This is a genomic window from Pseudomonas sp. N040, from assembly GCF_015637705.1.
Lineage (GTDB): Bacteria > Pseudomonadota > Gammaproteobacteria > Pseudomonadales > Pseudomonadaceae > Aquipseudomonas.
The window spans coordinates 56808-81119 of sequence record NZ_JADOBE010000006.1 but is presented as its reverse complement, the minus strand read 5'-3'; the positions used below and the strand labels follow the sequence as shown (position 1 = coordinate 81119).

The 24312-nt window shown below is 56.1% G+C and carries 22 protein-coding genes and 2 pseudogenes; all 24 read left to right on the top strand.

Going from position 1 to position 24312, the window contains the following annotated elements; genetic code table 11:
• The first annotated feature begins 3 nt into the window (after window positions 1-3).
• The 24 genes and pseudogenes from rfbA to ISX93_RS10435 all read left to right on the top strand — a co-directional run bounded on the left by rfbA (window position 4) and on the right by ISX93_RS10435 (window position 23897).
• On the top strand, window positions 4-915 hold the full coding sequence (gene rfbA, locus ISX93_RS10545) for a glucose-1-phosphate thymidylyltransferase RfbA (protein ID WP_195778691.1): 912 nt from the start codon (window positions 4-6) through the stop codon (window positions 913-915).
• Complete coding sequence (locus ISX93_RS10540) at window positions 912-1313, top strand: sugar 3,4-ketoisomerase (protein ID WP_195778690.1); 402 nt, start codon at window positions 912-914, stop codon at window positions 1311-1313. The genes rfbA and ISX93_RS10540 overlap by 4 nt, the downstream gene beginning before the upstream one ends.
• Window positions 1310-1834, top strand: coding sequence for a GNAT family N-acetyltransferase (locus ISX93_RS10535; protein WP_195778689.1), 525 nt, complete (start codon window positions 1310-1312; stop codon window positions 1832-1834). Before ISX93_RS10540 ends, ISX93_RS10535 begins: the two co-directional genes overlap by 4 nt.
• The gene (locus ISX93_RS10530) at window positions 1831-2958 is read left to right on the top strand and encodes a DegT/DnrJ/EryC1/StrS family aminotransferase (RefSeq protein ID WP_195778688.1); all 1128 of its coding nucleotides are present in this window, start codon (window positions 1831-1833) and stop codon (window positions 2956-2958) included. Before ISX93_RS10535 ends, ISX93_RS10530 begins: the two co-directional genes overlap by 4 nt.
• On the top strand, window positions 2958-3572 hold the full coding sequence (locus ISX93_RS10525; RefSeq protein WP_229732157.1) for an acyltransferase: 615 nt from the start codon (window positions 2958-2960) through the stop codon (window positions 3570-3572). The genes ISX93_RS10530 and ISX93_RS10525 overlap by 1 nt, the downstream gene beginning before the upstream one ends.
• Window positions 3565-5085, top strand: a complete 1521-nt coding sequence (locus tag ISX93_RS10520) for an O-antigen translocase (protein WP_195778687.1) — start codon at window positions 3565-3567, stop codon at window positions 5083-5085. The genes ISX93_RS10525 and ISX93_RS10520 overlap by 8 nt, the downstream gene beginning before the upstream one ends.
• The gene (locus ISX93_RS10515; RefSeq protein ID WP_195778686.1) at window positions 5078-6001 is read left to right on the top strand and encodes a glycosyltransferase; all 924 of its coding nucleotides are present in this window, start codon (window positions 5078-5080) and stop codon (window positions 5999-6001) included. The genes ISX93_RS10520 and ISX93_RS10515 overlap by 8 nt, the downstream gene beginning before the upstream one ends.
• A gap of 89 nt (window positions 6002-6090) precedes the next feature.
• Window positions 6091-7083 carry a hypothetical protein gene (locus ISX93_RS10510; protein WP_195778685.1) on the top strand — a complete coding sequence of 331 codons (993 nt, stop codon included), beginning with the start codon at window positions 6091-6093 and terminating at the stop codon, window positions 7081-7083.
• Entirely contained in the window at window positions 7077-7703 is a 627-nt protein-coding gene (locus ISX93_RS17235; protein WP_308705322.1) for an acyltransferase, read from the top strand. The genes ISX93_RS10510 and ISX93_RS17235 overlap by 7 nt, the downstream gene beginning before the upstream one ends.
• Window positions 7700-9058, top strand: coding sequence for a hypothetical protein (locus ISX93_RS10500; RefSeq protein WP_195778684.1), 1359 nt, complete (start codon window positions 7700-7702; stop codon window positions 9056-9058). The genes ISX93_RS17235 and ISX93_RS10500 overlap by 4 nt, the downstream gene beginning before the upstream one ends.
• Complete coding sequence (locus ISX93_RS10495; RefSeq protein ID WP_195778683.1) at window positions 9055-10257, top strand: glycosyltransferase family 4 protein; 1203 nt, start codon at window positions 9055-9057, stop codon at window positions 10255-10257. The genes ISX93_RS10500 and ISX93_RS10495 overlap by 4 nt, the downstream gene beginning before the upstream one ends.
• Before the next feature lie 210 nt (window positions 10258-10467).
• Entirely contained in the window at window positions 10468-11229 is a 762-nt protein-coding gene (locus tag ISX93_RS10490; RefSeq protein WP_195778682.1) for a class I SAM-dependent methyltransferase, read from the top strand.
• 102 nt (window positions 11230-11331) lie between these two features.
• On the top strand, window positions 11332-12543 hold the full coding sequence (locus tag ISX93_RS10485) for a glycosyltransferase family 4 protein (RefSeq protein ID WP_195778681.1): 1212 nt from the start codon (window positions 11332-11334) through the stop codon (window positions 12541-12543).
• 3 nt (window positions 12544-12546) lie between these two features.
• Complete coding sequence (gene asnB / locus ISX93_RS10480; protein WP_195778680.1) at window positions 12547-14349, top strand: asparagine synthase (glutamine-hydrolyzing); 1803 nt, start codon at window positions 12547-12549, stop codon at window positions 14347-14349.
• A gap of 77 nt (window positions 14350-14426) precedes the next feature.
• A complete protein-coding gene (locus tag ISX93_RS10475; RefSeq protein WP_219841014.1) occupies window positions 14427-15593 on the top strand; it encodes a glycosyltransferase in 1167 nt (388 codons plus the stop codon).
• A gap of 19 nt (window positions 15594-15612) precedes the next feature.
• Window positions 15613-17370 (top strand): carbamoyltransferase family protein, encoded by a 1758-nt coding sequence (locus ISX93_RS10470; protein ID WP_195778679.1) that lies wholly within the window; start codon window positions 15613-15615, stop codon window positions 17368-17370.
• Window positions 17367-18002: a class I SAM-dependent methyltransferase gene (locus ISX93_RS10465; RefSeq protein ID WP_195778678.1), complete on the top strand. Its 636-nt coding sequence runs from the start codon at window positions 17367-17369 to the stop codon at window positions 18000-18002. Before ISX93_RS10470 ends, ISX93_RS10465 begins: the two co-directional genes overlap by 4 nt.
• Before the next feature lie 41 nt (window positions 18003-18043).
• Entirely contained in the window at window positions 18044-18925 is an 882-nt protein-coding gene (locus ISX93_RS10460; protein ID WP_195778677.1) for a glycosyltransferase family 2 protein, read from the top strand.
• Between the two features lie 118 nt (window positions 18926-19043).
• Window positions 19044-20168, top strand: coding sequence for a GDP-mannose 4,6-dehydratase (gmd, locus tag ISX93_RS10455; protein ID WP_195778824.1), 1125 nt, complete (start codon window positions 19044-19046; stop codon window positions 20166-20168).
• A 32-nt stretch (window positions 20169-20200) separates the two neighbouring features.
• Window positions 20201-21175 (top strand): GDP-L-fucose synthase, encoded by a 975-nt coding sequence (gene fcl / locus ISX93_RS10450; RefSeq protein WP_195778676.1) that lies wholly within the window; start codon window positions 20201-20203, stop codon window positions 21173-21175.
• A gap of 197 nt (window positions 21176-21372) precedes the next feature.
• Window positions 21373-21435: pseudogene (locus ISX93_RS17335) on the top strand (sugar phosphate nucleotidyltransferase); the annotation flags it as partial.
• 50 nt (window positions 21436-21485) lie between these two features.
• Window positions 21486-21782, top strand: a pseudogene (locus ISX93_RS17330) (cupin domain-containing protein); the annotation flags it as partial.
• A 14-nt stretch (window positions 21783-21796) separates the two neighbouring features.
• Window positions 21797-22567 (top strand): glycosyltransferase family 2 protein, encoded by a 771-nt coding sequence (locus ISX93_RS10440; protein WP_195778675.1) that lies wholly within the window; start codon window positions 21797-21799, stop codon window positions 22565-22567.
• A gap of 280 nt (window positions 22568-22847) precedes the next feature.
• Window positions 22848-23897 carry a nucleotidyltransferase family protein gene (locus ISX93_RS10435; RefSeq protein ID WP_195778674.1) on the top strand — a complete coding sequence of 350 codons (1050 nt, stop codon included), beginning with the start codon at window positions 22848-22850 and terminating at the stop codon, window positions 23895-23897.
• Window positions 23898-24312: the final 415 nt, after the last annotated feature.

Sequence of the window (24312 nt, the reverse complement as noted above, 5' to 3'; positions counted from 1 at the left end):
CCAATGAGCGCCCCCTCACTCATCACTGCAAGCCCCGCACCCCGAAAAGGCATCATCCTCGCCGGCGGCTCCGGCACCCGGTTGCACCCGATTACCCTTGGCGTTTCCAAGCAACTGCTGCCGATCTACGACAAGCCGATGGTCTATTACCCGCTGTCGGTGCTGATGCTCGCCGGCATCCGGGACATCCTGCTGATCACCACCCCGGAAGACATCAGCAGCTTCCAGCGCCTATTGGGCGATGGCAGCGGGTTCGGGGTAAACCTCAGCTACGCCGTGCAACCCAGCCCGGATGGCCTGGCCCAGGCCTTCATCATCGGTGAAGGCTTCATTGGTTCCGTCCCGGTGTGTCTGGTGCTTGGCGACAACATTTTCTACGGCCAGGGCTTCAGCCCCATGTTGCGCCAGGCGGCCCAGCGCCAGAGCGGGGCAACAGTATTCGGCTATCAGGTGAAAGACCCCGAGCGCTTTGGCGTGGTCGAATTTGACGCGGACAAGCGCGCCATTTCCATTGAAGAAAAACCGCTCACGCCAAAATCGCATTTCGCCGTGACCGGCTTGTACTTCTACGACAACCGCGTGGTCGAGATCGCCAAACAGGCGAAGCCCTCGGCCCGTGGCGAGCTGGAAATCACCAGCATCAACCAAGCATATCTGGAGTGCGGTGAACTCAACGTAGAATTGCTCGGTCGCGGTTTTGCCTGGCTGGATACCGGCACCCACGAAAGCTTGCTGGAGGCGAGCCACTTCGTCGAAACCATCGAGAAACGCCAGGGCTACAAGATTGCCTGCCTGGAAGAAATTGCTTTCAACAATGGCTGGCTGAGCGCGAATGACCTGCAACGTATTGGCCGGTCGCTGAGCAAGAACAGCTACGGCAAATACCTGCTGTCTTTAGTCGAGGATGTTAAGTGAGTCTGATAAAGCTGATCGACTTCAAGTTGTTGGGTGATGAGCGTGGTCACCTCACAGTGCTTGAAGCGAATAAAAACATCCCTTTTGAAATCAGGCGGGTCTACTACCTGACCGGCACACTGCCTGGCGTGTCGCGTGGCTTTCATGCGCACAAAGAACTCGAGCAAATTGCCGTATGCGTATCTGGCAAGTGCCGCATGCTGCTGGATGACGGCAAGCAGAAGGAAGAAACCTGGCTTGATTCGCCGACCAAGGCCATGCGTATTCAGAAAATGGTCTGGCATGAAATGCACGATTTCAGCGATGACTGTGTGCTGCTGGTGCTGGCCAACGAACACTACGACGAAGCGGATTATATTCGGGATTACCAAAGATTCTTATCGGAGATCGGGCGGTGAAATTGGAGTCTAAAACTGTTTCTTTGAGATTAATCGAGAGTACTGATGCAGAATTTGTATTAAAGCTCCGGTTGGATGAAAGATATAACAAGTTTATTTCATCGGTTTCATCAGACGTTGCCGACCAAAGAGAGTGGATAAAACGCTATAAAACAGATGAAGCCGCAGGCGCCCAGTTTTATTTTATTATCGAAAGAAATGATGGGACGCCTTGCGGAACTATCCGGGTATACGATCTGAGGCAAGATTCATTTTGTTGGGGTAGTTGGATTCTAAACGACGACAAGACGCGCTATGCCGCACTGGAAAGTGCGTTTTTGATATACAAATTTGGCTTTGAGAATCTAGGTTACATAAAGTCTCACTTTGAAGTAATGAAAGGCAATGAGAAGGTGATTTCATTTCACAAGAAGATGGGTGCTGTGCAAGTTGGTGAAGATTCAGACAATTTACACTTTGAAATATCAAAAATAAGTGTCGAGTCCAATAGAAAAATTTTAATGGAAAAACTGTTTTCATGATCCCCTTCCTCGACCTTAAAGCAATCAATGCAAGCTGCCGCGAAGAACTGATCGAAGCCTGCACCCGCGTGATTGATTCCGGCTGGTATATCGGCGGCAACGAACTGACACGCTTCGAGCGCGAATTTGCCGAATACTGCGGCACCCGCCATTGCATCGGCGTAGCCAACGGCCTCGACGCACTGACCCTGACTTTGCGTGCCTGGAAAGAGCTGGGCAAGCTCAAGGAGGGCGATGAGGTCATCGTCCCCGCCAACACCTACATCGCCAGCATTCTCGCCATTACCGAAAACCGCCTGACACCCGTGCTGGTGGAGCCGGACGAAGCTAGCTACAACCTCTGTCCGCGCAAGGCTGAAGCTGCCATCACGCCTAGGACTCGCGCCATTCTGGCTGTACACCTGTATGGCCAGTTGGCCGACATGCCAGCCCTGCTGGATATGGCCGGGCGCCACAACCTGGTGGTCCTGGAAGACTCCGCGCAAGCCCATGGTGCCAGCATCGGTGGCCGCAAGGCAGGCAACTGGGGGCAAGCTTCCGGTTTCAGCTTCTACCCCGGAAAAAACCTGGGTGCCCTGGGTGACGCCGGTGCCATTACCACCAGTGACGATGAGCTGGCGCAAACCCTGCGTGCCCTGCGCAACTACGGCTCGCACGAGAAGTACAAGAACCTCTATCAGGGTGTGAACAGCCGCCTTGATGAAATCCAGGCAGCCATGCTCGGCGTCAAGCTCAAGTATCTGGATCAACAGACCGCCCGACGCCGCGAAATTGCCCGGCTGTATCGCCAAGGTATCGCCAACCCGGCCATTCGCCTTCCGCAGTGTGCAAACGGGGAGCAGCATGCCTGGCACCTGTTCGTTGTTCGTTGCGAACAACGCGCTGCCCTGCAACAGCACCTGGCCGACTGCGGCGTACAAACCCTGATCCATTACCCGATCCCGCCGCATCAGCAGCAGGCTTACCGGGCGTGGAATGGCAAAAAACTGCCGCTGACCGAAGCAATGCACGAACAGGTGCTGAGCTTGCCGATGGACCCAACACTCACAGCTGAAGATGCCCAAGCCGTCATCGCGGCATGTAACCAGTGGCGTTTTGAATGCTCGTCTGGAGCCATCAGCTAATGCGTATGGCCATCAGAAATATAATTAACAGATTTTTTCTTTTACTTATTCGTACATATCAGTACTGCAGAGGGATTTCTTATCGCTGTATTTGCACCGCTTGTGTTGAAGGTAAGCCGATATGCAGGCAGCCGTTATTAATGCAGGGTGGTGGTAAAGTTATTTTTTCTGGTAAAGTTACAATTGGTTATTACCCATCGCCTGCGCACTTCTCTACTTATGCACATATTGAAGCTAGGGGTAATCAAGCTGTGGTTTCAATTGGCGATGGTACCGCCATAAATAACAATTTTTGTGCTATTGCAGAACATACAAATATTTCAATTGGAGAAAATTGTTTTATCGGCTGCAATGTAGAAATCTTGGATAGTGATTTCCATGGATTGAAGGTTACAGAAAGAAATCAGTCGAAGCCGGAGTGGGCAAAGCCCGTCAACATTAATGACAACGTATTCATCGGTTCGAATGCGAAAATTATGAAAGGCGTTACAGTGGGCGCTGGTGCTATTATAGCTAACAGCGCAGTAGTGGTTAAAGATGTGCCAGAGTATGCGGTGGTTGCCGGAAACCCTGCGAAAGTAATCAAGTTTTTGCATGATAACTGTGATGAGTGAGAGAAGTAATTCCTCCCACCGCCAGATCCTGCGAAGCTCCTCCATTATTGGCGGGGCTTCGGTGATCAATATTCTGATTGGCCTGCTGCGCATCAAGGTGGTCGCTGTGTTGCTGGGGCCGGCCGGCGTGGGCCTGGTCGGCCTGCTGCAAAACCTGATGGCCACGGCCTCTACGGTAGCTGCGCTGGGCTTTGGTACGGTTGGCACCAGGCAGATTGCCGAGGCGGCGGGGCGGGAAGACCAGGCCGGCATTGATACCGCCCGCCGCGCGCTGTTCTGGGGCACCCTGTGTCTGGCTGCGGTGGGCGGCATTCTGCTTTGGGCACTGCGCCATGTGCTGGCGGTCAAGGTGCTGGCCGACCCGGGACAGGCGCCCCTGGTGGGCTGGCTGGCGGTCGGCGTCGCCCTGACGATTGCCTCTGGGGCACAGGGCGCGCTGCTCACCGGCATGCGCCGGGTAGGTGATATAGCCAGGGTGCAGGTGTATTCGGCAATTCTTTCGACAGTATTGGGCATCGGTGCCATCTGGCTGTTGGGTGAGGCCGGCTTGCTGCTGTTCATTCTGGCAGGGCCCTTTGCCGGTTTTGTCATTGGCCAGCTGTATGTGGCCCGCTTGCCAAAAATCCAAACGCCCCCTGCACCATTGCCGGCTCTGGTCGGGCAATGGCAAACCATGGCCAGGCTGGGAACTGCCTTTATGGTGGCCGGCCTGGTTGGGGTGCTGGGCCAGTTGGCGGTGCGCACGCTGGTGCAGCGGGAGCTGGGGGCTGAAAGCCTCGGCTACTTCCAGGCCGCCTGGGTGATTTCCATGACCTACCTGGGTTTTGTACTCGGGGCCATGGGCACCGATTACTACCCGCGGCTGACTGCGGCGATCCACGATCATGCAACCGCCAACCGCCTGGCCAACGAACAGACCGAAGTAGCCCTGCTGCTGGCCGGACCAGTATTGCTCGGCATGCTGGCGCTGGCACCCTGGGTTATTCAGTTGCTTTACACGGCAGAGTTTGCCCCTGCCGCCAGCATCCTGCGCTGGCAGATTCTCGGTGATGTGCTGAAAATCGTCAGCTGGCCGCTGGGCTTCATCATTCTCGCGGCCGGCGATGGCCGCACCTTCATGCTCAGCGAGACGGCGGCCATGGCCGTGTTTGCCGGCATCACCTGGCTGGCCTTGCCATGGCTGGGCATACAGACCGCCGGCATCAGCTTTCTGCTGATGTACATGGTTCTTTTGCCGCTGGTGTACTGGCTGGCCCGACGCCGCACCGGCTTTGCCTGGAGTCGTACCGTGCTGCGAGATGTGCTGCTGCTGAGCGGCGCCGCCACATTAGTTGCCGCCTGCGGCGCATGGCACGACTGGCTGGGCGCAGTTGTCGGTGTGCTGGCTGCGGGTGGCTTTGGCATCATCGCGCTATTGCGACTGGCCCGTATGGCTGAGTTGGGTGGTGCCTTGGGTCGCCTTGCGACTATGGCAAGGCGCTATGTATTCAAATTGGGTGTAATGCATGACTGATAACGAAAAACCGTTGGTAACCTTTGCCTTGTTTGCTTACAACCAGGAACAGTTTGTTCGCGAGGCGGTAGAAGGCGCTTTTGCGCAGACGTATGAGCCGTTGGAGATCATCTTGTCGGATGACTGCTCCACGGATCGAACGTTTGAAATCATGCGGGAGATGTCGGCGGCATATGAGGGTCCGCATAAAATAATTTTGAACAGAAATGATACAAATTATGGGTTAACCCCGCATGTTTTTAATGTGGCAAATATTGCATCCGGCAAGTTACTAATTGCAGCAGCAGCTGACGATGTGTCGTTTTCAAACCGGACGCGTTTAGTTGTAGAAAACTGGCTAAAAACACACTGCTCTGCATCCACTACTGATGAGGAACACTATGATGTGTTCGGTACTTACAGGGGCTATTTTAAAAGAAGTATGATGGCAAATAGTACCATCATGGATTTCGCTTCTGTAAAAAAATCGTTAGGCTGCACATGGAGTATTGATCGAGAGCTATTGCTGAAATATCCAGCGCCGTCACGAGATGTAGTTAATGAAGATGTCCTTCTTGGGCTGATAGCTGCGTTACACAATGGCGTCTCTTATATTCCGGTGGCGACAGTTAAAAGGACCGTGGGTGTAGGCATTTCTTCCGATCGAAATTTTCAATCCAAGATAGAGGAGAGAGTCGCTATATACACCCGCAGAATAGCCTTATTAAAGGTAATGGTTGAGGTTGTACGAAAAAGTAATTATGAAAATATAATATCGAGTATAGAAGAAGAGCTAAATTCCACTCAATTGATTTTAAGTTATGCAGAAAGTGGCAAAATGTTTCTAAGTACGATTGGTTTTTTCGCTATTGGCGCTCGTAAACAACAAATTATTGAAATTCTCAAAATAACACTGTTCAGAATAATTCGGGCTTAAATTATTTTATTTAAAGCGGACGTGGTAAAGGAAAACTAATTTCCTTGCCTAATGACTAGTCAAGTCCAGGATTAAACTAAGGCTATCTCTTGATTCATTTTATTGTGCCACCCGCGACAAGCGGCGGCGTTTACGATTTCGCCTGCAAACTTCAGGGAGCGATCGGCCGCGATCAGGTTCGCCTTGTCCATCTTGCCAAAGAGGATGCGGCAAGCTGGGCAGTTAATGAAGGTGATACTGTCATCCTGCAAATGAGCGGTTACGGTTTCCAAAAGCGGGCCACACCCTTGTGGCTGCTGCGTGAACTCGAAGCACGGCGCCCGCGAATAAAGACGCTGGGGATTTTCTTCCACGAGCTTTACGCCTTTGGCCCACCCTGGTCCTCATCCTTCTGGCTCTCCCCTGTGCAGCGGTACATCGCTCGGAGACTGGCGGAAATGGCGGATTTCTGGATCACCAGCCGCGAGGGCTCGGCCGCATGGCTCCGGCGTTTTGCCGGCAACAAACCGCATGCAGTGTTGCCGGTCTTCTCGACCATTGGGGAGCCCGGTACGCTCTTGCAAGCGCGGTTGCCCCGCGTGGTCGTGTTCGGCAGTCCCGGTCTTCGAGAGGCCACCTATCAGGCCGCCGGTAACAGCCTTTTTGACTGGGCAAGACGAGAGGTGCTGGAAATTCAAGATATCGGTTCTGCCATCAAGGACGCCGGCTTGGTGGAATCGCTGCGCATGAACGGCGTCGTGCAGCATGGCCGCCTGGCTGATAGCGAGATAAGCACCCTGATGGAGGGCGCACGATTTGGCCTGCTGGCTTACCCTGTTGACTATGTCGCCAAGAGCAGCGTTTTTGCTGCCTATTGCGCACACGGCCTGTGCCCGCTCCTGCTTTCAGATCACTATCGAGAGGTAGATGGCTTGACTGCGGGTGTGCATTTTTCCCCCGGTATCCCGATTCCCGGTTCTGCGCCCGACGCTGAAGCTGTCGGGAGAGCGGCTTGGGCCTGGTATCAGCCGCACGGCTTGGCCCGTCACGCAAATACACTGCTGGCCTTGATTGGCCAATGCACTGGTGAACGTCGATGTTGAACGACTTCTTGTTTCTCTGGCGCAATCGCGAGAAACCAGCGAACTCCTTGCGTCTGCTCAAAGTTTGGTGCAAGCGCCTTTATCATTCATATGGTACTTCGCGCTTACTGATGCGGCCTGCCTTTCTCCGTTTACAAGGAGCAGTAATTGGCCGCCTTGCTGTAGTAGGCAAGGCGAAAATTGGGGGCCGCTTGTCAAACCTGATTATAGGCAGTGAGGCTTCGTTGGGCCGGTGCGAGATTGCGCTGCACGATAAGGTCACAATCGGTAAAAACGCGGTGATCAATGACGGTGCCATTCTGCTGACAGCGTCACATTCGCTTACCGACCCTCAATGGGGCCAAAAGAAGGCGCCTATCTTCATCGGCGATTTTGCATGGATAGCGACAAATGCCTTGGTCCTGCCGGGTGTGAAAATTGGAACCGGGGCTGTTGTGGGCGCAGGTTCAGTTGTGAGGTCGGATGTGCCGGATTATGCAGTAGTGGCAGGCAACCCGGCCACACAGCTGGAGATTCGTCGTATTGACTCGCTGTGCTACTCGCCAGTAATGCTCAATGCCCCATTCGAAGCCTGGGTTGGCCCGGAGTTTGAGCGGGAAAAAAGCGGTGGGGTGGCATGAGTTCGCACAAAGGGCCATTACATGTCCGCCTGGGCCTCGGCTTGTTTCTGTTTCTGCTGATCTACGATGGCGCCTTGCGTAAATGGGTGCTGCCGGGTGCGGAGCAGTTGCTCTTCATCGCCAAAGACGTCCTGCTGCTGGGCTTGCTGGTGACTGTGGTGCTTAAGCGGCAAGGGCAGGGCAACGCAAAAATGCAGCCCGCGGTGCGCGGCTTGTTTTTTGTCTATGCCACCTGGGTGTTACTGGAATCCGTCAACGTCTATTTGCCCAATCTACCTGTCGGTATATGGGGCATAAAGGCACACCTGCTTTATGCCAGCCTGATTCTTCTGATCCCATTGGCATTCCGCAATCTGGACGAATTATTTCTCTGGCTGGTAAAGATATACCCTTGGGTGGCCATACCCGTTTGTGCCTTGGCGTTTGCTCAATTGGCCTTGCCTGCAAGCAGTTTCCTCAACCAGCAGGTTCGGGGCGGCGTGGAAGGGGTAGCCTACTTCGGGGAAGCCAACCTGGTGCGGGTGACCGGGCCTTTCTCGTATATCAGCGGAATGAGTTCGTTTGTACAGACGGTCACGGTGTTGGGCGTGGCCCTGTTCCTCTATGGTGCACGTTCGCGCAATTTTCTGGTCGGTTTGGGTTTTGCCTTGACCGCCCTGCCAGCAACGGGTTCGCGTGGAGTGATTGTCATCGCCGCGGCTTCGGCAATCATCATGTTGTTTGCCGGGGTCGCTTCGCGCTTGCTCGGCGTCCAAAGGATGGTGCGCATCATAGTAGCCTTAGCGGTACTGGGTGCAATCAGCTTGCAAACGCAGGACACAGCCTGGGTTGCACTGCAGCAGCGGACAGCACTCGCCGCACAAGCTCATGGCGACACAGACCGTACTTTCACAGCCTTCACCAACGCTTTTCGTTTTTTCGACACGGCGGGGTTGTTCGGCTACGGCAGTGGCGCGGCCAATCTGGGTTCACCTGCACTGGCAAAGGGGGTGCGACCATTTTCGTGGTTGCCACCCCGCGTTGGATTCGAAGAAGAGTCCGGCAGGTTGGTCCTGGAACTTGGAATACTTGGCTGGTTTTTCAGCCTGACCATGAGGGTTGCCTTGTTTTTTTGGGCGGCCAAGCTTGTGATGAAAGGCCGTACGCGCACTGTGAGGGTGGCAGCCGTGCTGGCGCTACCTGCCATGGCGCTGGGGATGTATGTAGGCAACGGGGTGTTCGCCCCTCCCGTCGGGGCAGTTTTTTACTGGTTTTGTGTGGGGTTATTGGCGATGGCGCAATTTGAACACAGGCAGGCGTTGGAGCAGCGGGTTCGGTTGCGTGCGCAGGGATCACCGGGAGTTGCTGCGCGATGAGCGTGCTGGTTGCACACCCAACCCGCCAGCACTCGCACCGGCTGGCACAGGCGTTGCAGGATGCCGGGCTGCTGCATAGCTACTGGACCTTGTTGCCTGACCGGCGGGCGCTTGCATGGTTGCCCGCCGGTCTTGATGGCTGGCTGCCTTCGGCCGTTTTGCGCCACTCACTGCAATTTTTACCGGGCGACAAGGTGCACGCACTAATTGGGCCGCTGTTGATCCAGAAAATTGCCTCTAGACAGCATTCTGTAGCTTTACGCCAATTGGGCGAATGGATGACGTGGGCTGCCCTGGATCGCTGGGTGGCGAATCAGCTACCTCGCTTGCGTCCAAAAGTGGTGGTGGGTTACGAGATGTGCTGCGCTGAAACATTCAGGGTTGCGAAGTCCCTGGGCATAACCTGTGTGCTGGATGCGGCAGCCTTCCATCATGCGCTGCAAGACAAGATTCTTGACGAGGACAAATACGGTGCAAAAACCTGGGCAGGCCGGCAACTGCGGCTACGCAAGAAACGTGAGATTGATCTTGCCGACAAGATTATCTGTGTTTCTCAGCTGGCCAGGCAGACCTACATCGATGCTGGTGTCAATGAGCAGCGCATCACCGTGAACCAAGTGGGTTGTGACATCGCAAAGTTCAGGCCCACACACGAGATGTCGCGTTCTGGCGCACCGAAATTTGTCTTTGTTGGCATTCCGGTTTTCCACAAAGGCTTTGATTGCCTTGCTGCGAGTTTCGCGGGGTTATTGGACTCTTATCCAGAGGCCGAATTGCATGTGGCGGGTGATGCCACCATGGCCGACCGATTGGGTGACTGCAAAAACATCCATTTTCACGGCAAGTTGTCGCACGAGCAGCTCAGCGTGCTTCTGGGGAAAATGGATTGTCTGATACTGCCTTCGCGGCTGGATTCGTTTGGCATGGTGGTGGTCGAGGCGTTGGCGAGCGGGTTGCCGGTGATTGTGTCCGATCACGCGGGGGCATCGGAGGCGGTCACGGAAGACGAAAATGGCTGGGTTATCCCAGCGGGTGATCAGCCAGCGCTGCTGCAACGCATGCTAACCTGCTGCCGCGAAATTGAGCGCGTGCGCTCAATGCATGACGCGTGCACACGCTCTGCGGTAGACCACGACTGGTCACATTACTCAAGGCGGGCAGTGGAAATTTTCAAGCCGCTGCTCACAGAGAGTGCATGAGACACATGCTTGTAAACGAAGGCGCCATCTGTTGTACCAACGGATCTTTCCAGGGTCAGTTAAGCATTGAGAGACTCTTCGATTCTGTCAGGGCACCCAGAAGAACGTGAACGCATCATACTGCGCCTGCTTCTATTCAATAACCGTGTTGCACTCAGATTCTGCATCCGTCCTGTGTTGCACTCAGCCCCTGCAACCACCGAGTATAAAATGACCAATTCTGACGAAATCGAGACACAGCGGCGCTATTACGCTGAAACCGCAAGTCGGTATGACTCAATGCATCTTGACGAAAACGATGAACATTTCTTCGCATTATCTTTTATGGTTGGCGTAATCGACTATCTCGGTATCCAATCCATACTCGATATTGGATCTGGTACAGGTCGAGCGGTTCAATTCCTCAAGAAAATCCGGCCAGACCTAAGAGTCGTCGGAGTTGAGCCAGTGACAGAGCTCCGTGAGATCGGATATTTAAAGGGATTATCCACAGATGAGCTAATAGACGGAGATGCTAAAAGCTTAGATTTTAAGAGTGCCGAATTCGATTTAGTCTGCGAGTTCGGAGTTCTGCATCATATAAAGGAGCCTTGTCTGGCGGTTGCGGAGATGTTGCGTGTATCCAATAAAGCTATATTTATTTCTGACTCAAACAACTTTGGGCAAGGATCGATACTGGCGCGAAAAATCAAGCAATTTATTAATTTCGTTGGTTTATGGAAAGTTGCTGACCTTATAAAGACAAGAGGCAAGGGGTATACGATATCTGAAGGGGATGGACTGGCTTATTCCTATTCAGTTTTTAACAATTACAGACAAATACAAAGTTTTTGTAAGAGCGTTCATATCCTCAATACAAAAGACGGTTTGATTGATCCGTATAAAACAGCAAGTCATGTCGCATTACTAGGGATCAAGAAACAAGTCGTCCAGCAAGGCGCTGAACCGGACTCTTCTTTACTACGTCGGTGAGCTTTAAGGTTAGATCCAAGATTTACTGGAGAAAGACGTGAATAATGAACCAGCTAGCACTTAGCTATCTGGTGTATTCCAGTGCTTGCAATGGATGTTGAGATGAAAAAACTTGCCCTCGTTGTCCCCTCCCTAACCAATGGTGGCGGCGTCCCCGCCGTAGCCCGCTTCGTCAAGGATGCGGCCCTGCGTTCAGGTCGCTATGAGTTGAAGCTGATTTCCTTGTGCATGGCCAGCACTGAACGTTCCAGTCGTCTCTTGTGCCAGCCCTCTACTTGGCTGCGGGGCCCGCAAGCAAGCATGGGTGAATGGGAAGGGCTGCCTTTTACTCATGTGGGTGCCAACTTTGGCGAGCTGGAGTTTCAGCGTTATCGGCCTCGTCGGGTGCTGACCGAACTGCTGGCCGATTTTGATCTGGTACAGGTGGTGTGCGGTACGCCAGCCTGGGCCAACACTGTAGTGGGTTTGGGTAAGCCGGTGGCATTGCAGGTGGCTACGCGTGCCGTTGTAGAGCGCCGACAGCGCGATACAAAATCCAAGGGTATTGCTAGTTGGTGGCGCAGGCAGATGACCCGCATTACCGACAGGCTTGATGACCGGGCTTTGCGTGCAGTGGATGGTATTCAGGTTGAGAATCTCTGGATGCTTGAGTACTGCAAGGTATTGAATGCGGGCCGGCAACTCAACTTGCGCTACGCGCCGCCCGGTGTCGATACACGTCTTTTTTGTCCGGTAGCAGGTAGGCTCGACAATCCAAGCCCCTATATTCTTTGCGTGGCGCGCCTGAGCGATCCGCGCAAAAACGTCGAGCTGCTGCTTGAAGCATATGCCTTGTTGCCCGCTGCTTTACGCGATCAGGTGAAGCTGAAACTGGCCGGCTCCAGTGGTCCGTCAGAATCCTTTTGGCAGCGTGCCGCTGCGCTGGGGCTTAGCGAGCGCATCGAGTTTGTGGTTAAACCTGAGCTCGCTGAGCTGGTCCAGTTGTACCAGCACGCCTGTGTCTTTGCGCTGCCCTCGGATGAAGAGGGGCTGGGGGTGGTGATTCTTGAGGCTATGGCTTGCAATGTGCCGGTGGTCTCCACCCGTAGCGGTGGCCCGGACGGGATCATCACCGATGGGATGGATGGGTTCCTGACGCCGCTGGATGATGCAGCCGCCATGGCGGAGCGTCTTGCCCGGTTGATTCAGGACAAGCCATTCAACGCGGAAATGGGTCGGCGTGCCCGGGCCACCATTGAAGCGCGTTACGCCGAAGAGGTTGCTGGTCAGGCCTTTGTCGAGATGTGGGATTCCTTGTTGCAGGGGCGGGTCTGATTCATGTGTGGTGTGATTGCGTTCAATGCCAGGACTGGACTCCAAAACACGGATGAAGATGCCATTCGGCTTGCGCTCCAGAGCATGCAGGCCCGTGGCCCGGATGGCGAGGGGGTCTGGCAGGACGAGAGGATGATCCTCGGTCACCGTCGGCTATCGATCATTGATCTTGATCCGCGTGCGGCACAGCCGATGCAGTCGTCCTGCGGTCGCTATCTGCTTGCCTTCAATGGCGAGATCTACAATTTCCGCGAGCTGAAGGCAGTCCTGCAGGACGAGGGTGTGGCATTCCGCACCGAGAGTGATTCCGAGGTGCTCCTGGCCCTGTATGCCCGGCATGGGGATGACATGCTGCCTCTGCTGCGCGGGATGTTCGCATTCGTCATCTGGGACAGCGTAAGCCGGTTCGGCTTTGCTGCCCGCGACCCCTATGGCATCAAGCCCCTGTACTACGCGCAGACTGCCGAGGGCGTCTGGTTCGGCTCGCAGGTCAAGGCGCTTCTGGCGACCGGGCGCATCGACAATTCGCCTTGCCCCGAGGGCCAGGCCGGTTTCTGGCAACTGGGCTCGGTGCCTGAACCACATACTTGGTATGCCGCGATCAAGGCGCTGCCGGCCGGGCATTGTGTGCACTTCGGCGAGGGCGCTTTGACCTCGGCTCCTCACGCCTGGTGGCGTATCGCCGATGATTTTCAGGCCGCCGGCCTGCCCGTGGTGCCAGAAGCCGAATTGCGCGTCAGGGTGCGGGAAGCGGTGCTCGATTCGGTGCGCGAGCACATGGTCTCCGACGTGCCAGTGGCCGTGTTTCTGTCCGGCGGCATCGATTCCGGCGCACTGGCGGGCATGATGGTCGAGCTTGGCGCCCGTGAGCTGCACGGTATTACCGTGGCCTTTCGGGAGTTTGCCGGTACGAATGACGACGAGGCGCCAGTGGCGGCGAGCATTGCCGAAAAATACGGGATTCGGCATCACGTCCGCTGGGTCAGCCGGGAGGAGTTCCAGGCGGACTTGCCGAAAATTCTGCAGGCCATGGATCAGCCGACCATTGACGGCGTAAACACCTGGTTCGCCAGCAAGGCCGTCGCCGAACTGGGGCTGAAAGTGGTGGTTTCCGGCGTGGGTGGCGATGAGCTGTTCCAGGGCTATGAGAGCTTTGAGGAGTTGCCGCGGTTGGTTGCACGCTGGCGCGGGCTGTTGCGGATTCCCGGGATGCTCGCTGCCGGAAGGCTGCTAAGCCGGCTGCAGGTCTGGCGCAGTGGCAATGCCCGCTGGCGTCATGCTGCCGACTGCCTGCGCAGCATGGCCGGGGCCTGGTGGTTGCGGCGCAGCCTCTACGCGCCAGAGGATTTGCCGGCCTTGATGGGCAAGGCCGCTGCAGTACCGGCGTTGCGCGGCGTGGATGTTGCGCTCTGGATAGCAGCCATGTGCGGCAGCCTGCCTGCCGACAACCGCCTGGCCTTGAGCCAGATCGAATCCTCCACGTATCTGCGCAATCAGCTGCTGCGCGACAGCGACTGGGCCAGCATGGCGCACAGTGTCGAGCTGCGTACGCCGCTGGTTGATGCGCATCTGTTGCGCAGGTTAAGCCCGCTGCTAGGGCAGTTCGGTGGCTATCCGGGCAAGTCACTGTTGGCGCAATGCGTTTCTCCCGCATTGCCTGATGAGGTTACGCAACGCGGGAAAATAGGCTTCGGTGTGCCCATGGATGTGTGGCTTGGCGATATCGGTCTGACCAGGCGTGGTGAGCAGAGCCGGGAGTGGGCGAAGCGAGTTGCTGCCAGGTTCATCAGCAAAGGCAGCGTATGAAAATTATCCAAAGAGTATCGGTTGGTTGTACCCCGGCACCCATAAGGAAATAGCCGCTTGAAACGAGTTTATTTTTAATGACAACTTCCATTAGTTGTCTGCATGTCGTAGCAAGCATTGATCCAAAAGCAGGTGGGCCGTCACGTACGGTGGTTCAGCTCACCGATGCCCTGGCTGATGACGCTGCTATAGGGATCACACTGCTAAGCCAGGGCCTTGCTGGCGATATGGCGGTGGCATCAAGTTGCCCCCGCGTGGATCGAAGAATCTGCGAATCCAGATCGAGAGTGGCTTTGCGAACAGGTTTACCCCTGCGCAAGGAATTGCTGCATCTCTGCATGCACAACCCTCCCTCGCTGATACACAGTCATGGGCTGTGGCTGCCAGTTAATCATTGGGCCAGCAGGGCTGCCCGGCAGTTGGGGATTCCGCTGATCATTCATCCGCGCGGGATGCTGGAGCCCTGGGCGATAAACCATAAGTCATGGAAGAAAAAGTTGGCCATGGCAGTGTTTCAACGGCGTGATCTGGATTCTGCTGCCGTGCTGATGGCTACCTCCGAGGATGAGTATCAGAATTTCCGCAGTCTCGGTCTTGAACTGCCTGTAGCGGTCATACCCAACGGGATTCAATTGCACATACCGGCAGCTACTGAGGCAAAACCTCCTGTGCGGGTACGCAAGGCACTGTTCCTGTCGCGCGTTCACCAGAAAAAGGGTTTGCTCAATCTGGTTCAGGCTTGGGCCACGCTGCAGCCGCAGGGCTGGCGTCTGCAGATTGCCGGGCCTGATGAAGGCGGGCATTTGGCCGAGGTCATGGCTGCAGCACGCAAGGCCGGTATCGAGACAGCGATTGACTATCTGGGTGAAGTCGATGGGGCAGAGAAAGCCGCCATTTATCACGCAGCCGACCTCTTCGTGTTACCTACGTTCAGCGAGAACTTTGGCGTGGTGGTGGCCGAGGCACTGGCGCACGGCTTGCCCGTGATCACCACGCAGGGTGCGCCCTGGGCGGAGCTGGTGACCCATGGCTGTGGCTGGTGGGTAGCGATAGGCGTTGAACCATTGGAAGTCGCGCTGCGCCAGGCACTGGCATTGAGTGACGAGCAGCGGGTGGCGATGGGCGAGCGCGGTAAGGCTTATGTGCAGCGCTATGACTGGGTGGATATTGCACAGCAGACAGCGGCGGTTTATCGCTGGTTATTAGGGCAGCAAACAAAGCCCGATAACGTACGACTCGATTAGATAATTACGGATAAACAAGATGACTGTGATTTTGGGTTTCAATGCCTTTCATGCCGACTCGGCAGCCTGTCTGGTGGTTGACGGGGTTCTTATTGGTGCCGTTTCTGAGGAGCGTTTGGGGGCACGTGTCAAGCACTCTTCGGCGTTCCCTGAAAATGCTATTCGTCGTCTGCTTGGGGATGCTGGTCTTACCTTGAAAGACGTTACACACGTTGCTGTGGCACGTGACCCCAAAGCTAATTACCTGGCAAAAATGACTTATGTGGCGCAGAGGCCGCTGAAGGCTGCGGGTGCCGTCCTGGAGCATTTCCGCCGCAATAGAAAGTCCCAAAGCACCCTTCAATTGTTGGCTGAAGTCTGCGGAGAGGATCCCGCCAGTTTGAAGTTTGAAGTAATTGGGGTAGAGCACCATTTGGCGCATATTGCGAGTGCTTACTACCTGTCGCCGTTTGAGGGTGTTACCGCAGCCTTGTCATATGACGGCTCGGGAGATTTCGCCAGCATGATGGTTGCTCGTTGCGAGGGTAATCAGATAGAAATCCTTGACCGGGTCACGCTGCCGGACAGTCTGGGATTCTTCTATACGGCCATGTGTCAGTTCATAGGTTTTGATCATTTCGGGGAGGAATACAAGGTAATGGGCTTGGCCCCCTATGGAGAAGACCGTTATCGGGAAGTCATGTCGCAACTGGTGTTACTGGACGATGATGATTGGTTCCGGCTGGGTGCGGGCTACTTCGGCATGCATGATGGCGGCGAAAGTGGCGCAAGTGACAACGCTGGGCAAGTTGCAATGGGCCGCTTTTACACTGATCGACTGATAAGTGTTTTGGGTAACCCCCGGCCGCGCAATGCACCGCTCACTCAGCGCGAAATGGATATTGCACGTTCAACCCAGGTGCGTTTCGAAGAGGCAGCTTTGCATTGCCTTAATCGCTTGCATAAGTTGGTGCCAACTGGACAGTTGGTTATGGCAGGTGGTTGTGCGCTCAACGGAGTGGCTAATGCGCGTATTTTGCGTGAAACCCCCTTCACTACACCCTACTTGCAGGCAGCAGCCTCGGACGATGGCACCTGCTTGGGTGCGGCTTATGTAGTCTGGCACCAGGTGCTGGGCAGGAAAGAGCGCTTTCACATGAAGCATGCCTTTTGGGGGCCAGCTTATCCTGACGAGCGCATGCGGGCTGTTGCCGAGGCAAGTGGCTACTTGTTTAAAGTCTGTGCGGATGACAGCGAATTGGCGGAGGTTGCTGCCCGTCTGATTGCCGATGGGCTGGTCCTCGGCTGGTACCAGGGGCGCAGTGAGTGGGGGCCACGTGCGTTAGGTAATCGTTCGATTTTGGCTAACCCCGCCATCGCGACAATGAAGGAAACCATCAACGCCAAGATCAAGCGCCGTGAATCGTTCCGTCCGTTTGCGCCAAGCGTGCTCAAGGAAGACGTTGGCACTTACTTTGAGCAGACGGTTGACAGCCCTTTCATGATGCATGTCGTGAAAATCCGCACTGAATGGCGCGAACGCTTACCGGCGGTGACGCACGTGGATGGCACGGGACGACTGCAGACAGTAGACCCGGAAAGTAACCCGCTCTATTACCAACTGATTTCAGCTTTCAAGAAGAAGTCTGGTATCGGCATGGTGCTGAACACTAGCTTCAATGAAAATGAACCAGTAGTGGACACGCCAGAGCAGGCATTTGACTGCTTTAAAAGGACCGATATGGATGCACTGTGTTTAGGTCGCTATGTGATGCTCAAAGCACAGAGCACAACATGAGCAAGTTGATCAGCATAGATGGCTTCCGCTGGGGCAATGCAGCGCTGACCCGTGCGCACGACTACTTGCTGCCGGCGTTGTTGGAGGAAATGACGCTTCTGAAAAAAGCGGGTAAAGGTGGGCGTGTATTTGAACTGGGCTGTGGTAACGGTAGTGTCGCCAACGTGCTGACGCAGCAAGGTTGGGATGTATCGGGCGTCGATCCTTCCAGCGAAGGCATTGCTCAAGCCAACGCCCGATATCCTGAACTGAAGCTGGAAATGGGCTCGGCCTATGACGATCTGGTATCGCGCTATGGCCAATTTCCTGTGGTTACCAGTCTGGAAGTGGTTGAGCACGTCTATGCGCCACGGCATTACGCAGCAACCTTGTTTTCGCTGCTTGAGGCGCGGGGGACTGCGATTGTATCCACGCCTTTTCATGGTTACTGGAAGAACCTTGCGCTGGCCATGAGCGGAAAAATGGACGGCCATTTCACGGCGCTTTGGGATCACGGACATATCAAGTTCTGGTCTATTGCAACGCTCACCAAGTTGTTGCAGCAGGCTGGTTTTGTGGATATTCGTTTCCGCCGGGTCGGGCGCATCCCGGCCCTGGCCAAGTCCATGATCGCTATCGCGCGTAAGCCATGACTATTGCTGTTTCTTCTTTTTGGGTCACTGAGTGAAGAGTAATGGCTGAACCTGTAAATAAGCTGCCTGTCACCATATTGCTTGCGGTCAAGAATGAAGCCGTCAATTTGCCCAAATGCCTGAGCGCCCTGCAGCCGGCTGAGCGCGTCGTCCTTCTGGACTCTCACAGTGAAGATGAAACAGCCGCCATAGCGAAGCAATTCGGTGCCGAGTTGGTGCAGTTCGACTATGCGGGGGGGTATCCGAAGAAGCGCCAATGGGCACTGGAAAATGTGCGCGTCGACACGCCATGGATACTGCTGCTGGATGCGGATGAAGTCATCCCTGCGGCACTGTGGGAAGAGATTGCGCAGACGATCAATGCGGCCGAGCCATCCGATGCCTACATGATTACCAAAGGCTTTCACTTTCTCGGCAAGCCCATGCGGCATGGCGGTTTTTCGCATTCGGCCGTGCTTCTGTTCAAGACTGGCAAGGCCCACTTTGAGCGCATCTTCGACGACGACCTCGGCAGTCTAGACATGGAAGTGCATGAGCGCGTACTGGTGAATGGCAGGGTGGGCGTTATCAAAACGCCACTGATCCACGAGGACTTCAAGGGGCTGGAAGCCTATATCGCCCGCCACAACAAGTACTCTTCCTGGGAAGCACAATTGCGCAAGCGCTATCTGGATACCGGCACTTACGGCCAGGAAACAATTGCCCCTCGATTGTTGGGTAATTCTCAAGAGCGAAGAAGAGCGCTGAAATCCCTGATCATCCGGCTGCCGTTCGAGCACTGGCTGTGGTTTGGCTACCACTATGTTTTCAGAATGGCGTTTCTGGAGGGGCGGCGTGGTTTGATCGCCTGCCAGATTCGCGCCAGTTATATCGCACAGGTCCGGGCAAAAATATTTGAGCTGGGGTTGCGCGATAGTGCTTGAGGCGGCCAGGCCCGTCGACATTATTTATGAATAATCTTTAGCCGCTAGGGGAATGGTCTCCGTCAGTCATGTGGGCCATGCGGTTTGCTTGTGTAGACAGTTTCAGCAAAGGAGTTTCATTTTGAGAAAAAAGGCTTTGATCACCGGCATTACCGGTCAGGACGGTTCTTACCTGGCGGAGTTGCTGCTGGAGAAGGGGTATGAGGTACATGGCATCAAGCGTCGCGCTTCTTCGTTCAACACTCAGCGGGTAGACCAGATCTATCAGGACCCGCACGTGGATAACCGCAACTTTGTCCTGCATTACGGTGACCTGACCGATTCGTCCAACCTCACCCGCATCATTCAGCAAGTGCAGCCGGATGAGGTGTACAACCTCGGCGCACAATCCCATGTGGCGGTGAGCTTCGAGGCGCCGGAATACACGGCGGATGTGGATGCCACGGGTACCCTGCGCATCCTTGAAGCCATCCGCCTGCTCGGCCTGGGCAAGAAAACCCGCTTCTACCAGGCGTCCACCTCGGAGCTTTACGGGCTGGTACAGGAAGTTCCGCAGAAGGAAACCACACCGTTTTACCCGCGCTCGCCCTATGCGGTGGCCAAGCTGTACGCCTACTGGATCACGGTGAACTACCGCGAGGCCTACGGTATGTATGCCTGCAACGGCATCCTGTTCAACCATGAGTCGCCGCGCCGCGGGGAAACCTTCGTGACGCGCAAGATCACCCGTGGCCTGGCCAATATCGCCCAGGGCCTGGAGCAGTGCCTGTTCATGGGCAATATGGATGCCCTGCGTGACTGGGGCCATGCCAAGGACTATGTGCGCATGCAGTGGATGATGCTGCAGCAGGAACAGCCCGAGGATTTCGTGATTGCCACCGGGGTGCAGTATTCGGTGCGCGAGTTTATCCGCTGGTCGGCGGCCGAGCTGGGCATCAGCCTGCGCTTTGAGGGAGCTGGCGTAGACGAGCTGGGGATTGTCGAGCGCATCGAGGGTGACAAGGCGCCGGCGCTGAATGTTGGCGATGTGCTGGTGCGGGTGGATCCGCGCTACTTCCGTCCGGCCGAGGTGGAAACCCTGCTGGGTGACCCGGGCAACGCCAAAAACAAGCTGGGCTGGGTGCCGGAAATTACCGTGCAGGAAATGTGCGCCGAAATGGTCCGCGAGGACCTAAAGGTCGCCCAGCGGCATGCCTTGCTCAAGCTGCACGGGCATGACTTGTCGATGTCGGTGGAGAATTGAGCGTGAGTCGCAATCTGGCTGGAGAACTGTGAATGAACCGCAATCTGAATGAAGTTGTCTTTGTCGCCGGCCATCGCGGCATGGTTGGCTCCGCTATTGTGCGGCGCCTGCAAGCCCTGGGTTACACACGGGTGCTGACCGCCGGGCGTGATCAACTCGACCTGCTCGATCAGGCCGCTGTGCAGGGCTTCTTTGCCGGCAATGGCGTGCAGCAGGTGTACATGGCGGCAGCCAGGGTGGGCGGCATCCATGCCAACAACACCTATCCGGCGGATTTCATCTACGAAAACCTGATGGTCGAGGCCAACATCATTCAGGCAGCCCATGTGCATGGTGTGCAGCGCCTGCTATTCCTCGGTTCATCCTGCATTTACCCCAAGCATGCCGAACAACCGATGCGCGAAGACGCGCTCATGACCGGCGTGCTGGAGCCGACCAACGAGCCGTATGCGATTGCCAAGATCGCCGGCATCAAGCTGTGCGAAAGCTACAACCGCCAGCATGGCCGCGATTACCGCAGTGTGATGCCGACCAACCTGTATGGGCCGCATGACAATTACCACCCGGAAAACAGCCACGTGATTCCCGCCCTGTTGCAGCGCTTTCATGCCGCCACCCAACGCGGCGATGCAGAGGTGGTGATCTGGGGCAGCGGTTCGCCGATGCGCGAATTTCTGCATGTGGATGATATGGCCGCCGCCTGCGTGCATGTGATGGAGCTGGAGGCGGAAACCTATCAGGCCAATACCCAACCGATGCTTTCCCATATCAATGTCGGCACCGGCGTGGATTGCAGTATTCGCGAGCTGGCGGAAACCCTTGTCCGGGTAACCGGCTTCAAAGGGCAGCTGGTGTTTGACGCAACCAAACCGGACGGCACCCCGCGCAAGCTGCTGGACGTCTCGCGCCTCAAGGCATTGGGTTGGCAAGCCAGCATCGGCCTGGAAGACGGCTTGCGTGATGCTTATGAGTGGTTTGTGGCGAATGTGGAGCAGGCGCGGAAGTGATGGGGTTGTGATGTGTTGATCGTTCCCAGGCTCCGCGTGGCAGCCATCAATGATAAGTGGCTTGTCGTAGGGTGGGCTTTAGCCCGCCAAGCCATTGAATGGATGATGGTCGTTACCTGGCGCTGGCAATCGAACAACCCTGATGGTTATGCACGCAGCAGCCAGGCGGTGCCGGCGACCCCTATTCAAGGAAGTGAATGTTGATTACCCCCGTTGTTATGGCTGGCGGTTCAGGCTCGCGCCTGTGGCCGTTGTCGCGCCAGCTGAATCCCAAGCAATTTCTTGCTATGGCCGATGCGCAGTTGTCCATAGTGGCACTCGCTACCAGGTCAAGCGTATTACGGTCAGCCCGGGCGCCAGGCTTTCGGTACAGATGCACCACCACCGCGCGGAACACTGGATTGTCGTCAGCGGCACAGCAAAGGTGACTCGCGGTACGGAAACCTTCCTGCTCGCGGAAAACCAGTCCACTTATATTCCCGTTGGTGAAATCCACTCGCTGGAAAACCCCGGCGTCATTCCGCTGGAACTGATTGAAGTGCAGTCCGGTTCGTACCTGGGCGAAGACGACATCGTGCGTCTCAATGACCGTTACGGCCGCAGTTGAAAAAGGTTGGCTACTTGAAAATTTCTATCGTTACCGTGTGCTACAACAGCGCCGCGACCATCCGCGACACCATTGAATCCGTGCTTGCGCAAAGCCATCCCGATACCGAATACATCGTGGTGGATGGCGCCTCCAAAGACGGCACCATGGCCATCGTCAATGAGTACCAGACGCGCATTGCCAGGATCATCAGCGAGCCGGATAGAGGCATTTACGACGCGATGAACAAGGGTGTGCAGGCGGCCAGTGGCGATGTAATCGGCATTCTGAATTCAGATGATTTTTATGAAACCGCAACCGTGCTGGCCGATGTCGCAGCCTGCTTTGAGCAGCACCCGGACAGCGATCTGGTGTTCGGCGATCTGGTTTATGTGCAACCGGAAAACCTTGAAAAGGTAGTGCGTTTCTATGGCGCGGGGCATTTCCAGCCGTGGAAATTGCGCTTCGGCTGGATGCCACCGCATCCGGCGACCTTCATCAGCAAGCGCGCCTACGAGCGCGTTGGACGCTATTCGCTGGAATACAAGATATCGGCTGATTACGAAATGTTTGTGCGGCTGCTGCTGGTGCACAAGATGCGCTTCACCAGTCTGGCAAAAGTACTGGTCAGGATGCGCGTAGGTGGTGTCAGTGCCTCGGGTTTCAGGAGCAAGCTCAACGGCACACTGGAGGACGTCAGGGCCTGTCGCAGCAATGGGGTGTATACCAATCTGCTATTTGTCCTCACCAAGTTGCCGTTCAAGCTGCTGGAATTGTTCCGAAAACCTGCGGGTGAGCGGGGTTGATAACACATCCGTATCCTGCCGGATGCGTGAGCAGTTTTGCGCGAGCCGCTAGGAGCCAGCTTGCTGGCGATGTTTTGCTCGATCCTGATCGCCAGCAAGCTGGCTCCTACATTGGTTGTGTGTTCACACTTAAGCCGTGCCGGTTCGACGGTTTGCCGCCTGGCCGCACGCAGACGCCTCGATGCGACAACCATCCCCGGGCTATCCGAACCAGTGGGGCTTGAGCCGCAAATAGTTTCAGCCGCGAAATCATCCTTTCAGTATTCCAATATCCAGGCACATGACCCAGTTTCTCTACCCCTTGCACCGTGCCGCGCTGGTGCCTTTGCTGGACAGCCCGGGCAGGGCGTTGTCGCCCGACTGTCTGGCAACCATCGGCGAGTTGGGTGAGCCGGCGTTTGCCGAGTTTGTCATCGCCCAGGGCCTGGCGCCGCTGTGGCATGAGCACCTGGCGGCGCTTGCCGAAGACCCGTTCAGCAGTGACTTTCACCAGCAGCTGAAGACCGAACGCTTCAATGCCGCGGCGGTGTACCTGCTGCAGAAAAATGCCCTGGCGACGATTCGTGGTGTGCTGGACGAAAAGGGTATTGCCCATGTGGTGTTCAAGGGCACGCATCTGCGCGAGTTGATCTACCGCCAGCCGGCACTGCGCGTTGCCACGGATATCGACCTGCTGGTGCAGCCTGCAGACCGGCAGGCGGCTGTCGAGGCATTAGGCCGGGCCGGTTTTGGCGCGGTTATCAGCCCGGAAACCATCAGCCACGAACTGACCCTGACCAAGGGGTGTCTGGACATAGACCTGCACTGGGATATTTTGCGGCCCGGGCGCACCCGTGTCCCGCTGACGGCTGAGTTTGTCCGGCAACGCAGGGATTTTTCGAGCCATTGGGGGCCGAGTCCGGAGGCCAGCCTGTTCCTGATGCTGGTGCATCCGGTGATCACCAAATACTGCACCACGCCCTATTCCTCGGTCATCCGCCTGCTGGATATCGTGCGGTGGATGGACCGGGAAAAACCGGACTGGGCCGGGGTGGCGGAATTGCTGGAGCGGGCGGGGCTGAAAACCGCTGCCTGGATCATGCTGGAGTGGCTGCGCTTGCTGACGGGCAAGCTGCCGCCGGAGGACTTTACTCGGGCAATTCGCCCGGGCGCCATGCGCCGGCGCTACCTGGCACACTGGATTGCGCAAAACTACTCAACGCGGCTGCTGGGGCGGCCGTTGCTGATTCAGCTGGGCTTTACCTTGCCGGCCCACGACCGGTTGAGCGATGTGATTCGCGCCGTCCGCGCCATTTTGAGGGCCCGGCGCGAGGCTGGTGGGTTGGAGTAAGTGGCTGAACGGGGTGAGGGGGGGGGTTGATCGTTCCCACGCTCCGCGTGGGAATGCAGGTGGCGGCGCTTTGCGCCGCTGCGACGCAGAGCGCCCCTGGATGGTTTCCACGCAGAGCGTGGGAACCATCAATGATAAGTGGCTTGTCGTAGGGTGGGCTTTAGCCCGCCAAGCCATTGCATCCGATGTGGTGGGCTGAAGCCCACCCTACGGGGGGACACATATTCAGCCTATAGCCGACACCAGGGTTTGGATGGTGCTGCCTTGCTTTTGTAAGCGCCGCCCCCGGCGCGAGCTTTTCGGTTGGTCGGATGGCGCGGAGCTGGCTTTATCGCGACGAGGGCGCCGCTCCTACAGGGTTTGTGGGGTTGCACAGGGTTGTGTGGCTGCTTTTGCTTTTGCGGTGCGTCGTCCC

Bases quoted from the DNA above. Each gene is read 5' to 3' on its own strand.
- rfbA (WP_195778691.1), top strand. From the start codon at position 4: ATGAGCGCCCCCTCACTCATCACTGCAAGCCCCGCACCCCGAAAAGGC.
- ISX93_RS10530 (WP_195778688.1), top strand. From the start codon at position 1,831: ATGATCCCCTTCCTCGACCTTAAAGCAATCAATGCAAGCTGCCGCGAA.
- ISX93_RS10525 (WP_229732157.1), top strand. From the start codon at position 2,958: ATGCGTATGGCCATCAGAAATATAATTAACAGATTTTTTCTTTTACTT.
- ISX93_RS10520 (WP_195778687.1), top strand. From the start codon at position 3,565: ATGAGTGAGAGAAGTAATTCCTCCCACCGCCAGATCCTGCGAAGCTCC.
- ISX93_RS10515 (WP_195778686.1), top strand. From the start codon at position 5,078: ATGACTGATAACGAAAAACCGTTGGTAACCTTTGCCTTGTTTGCTTAC.
- ISX93_RS17235 (WP_308705322.1), top strand. From the start codon at position 7,077: ATGTTGAACGACTTCTTGTTTCTCTGGCGCAATCGCGAGAAACCAGCG.
- ISX93_RS10500 (WP_195778684.1), top strand. From the start codon at position 7,700: ATGAGTTCGCACAAAGGGCCATTACATGTCCGCCTGGGCCTCGGCTTG.
- ISX93_RS10495 (WP_195778683.1), top strand. From the start codon at position 9,055: ATGAGCGTGCTGGTTGCACACCCAACCCGCCAGCACTCGCACCGGCTG.
- ISX93_RS10490 (WP_195778682.1), top strand. From the start codon at position 10,468: ATGACCAATTCTGACGAAATCGAGACACAGCGGCGCTATTACGCTGAA.
- ISX93_RS10485 (WP_195778681.1), top strand. From the start codon at position 11,332: ATGAAAAAACTTGCCCTCGTTGTCCCCTCCCTAACCAATGGTGGCGGC.
- asnB (WP_195778680.1), top strand. From the start codon at position 12,547: ATGTGTGGTGTGATTGCGTTCAATGCCAGGACTGGACTCCAAAACACG.
- ISX93_RS10475 (WP_219841014.1), top strand. From the start codon at position 14,427: ATGACAACTTCCATTAGTTGTCTGCATGTCGTAGCAAGCATTGATCCA.
- ISX93_RS10470 (WP_195778679.1), top strand. From the start codon at position 15,613: ATGACTGTGATTTTGGGTTTCAATGCCTTTCATGCCGACTCGGCAGCC.
- ISX93_RS10465 (WP_195778678.1), top strand. From the start codon at position 17,367: ATGAGCAAGTTGATCAGCATAGATGGCTTCCGCTGGGGCAATGCAGCG.
- ISX93_RS10460 (WP_195778677.1), top strand. From the start codon at position 18,044: ATGGCTGAACCTGTAAATAAGCTGCCTGTCACCATATTGCTTGCGGTC.
- fcl (WP_195778676.1), top strand. From the start codon at position 20,201: ATGAACCGCAATCTGAATGAAGTTGTCTTTGTCGCCGGCCATCGCGGC.
- ISX93_RS10435 (WP_195778674.1), top strand. From the start codon at position 22,848: ATGACCCAGTTTCTCTACCCCTTGCACCGTGCCGCGCTGGTGCCTTTG.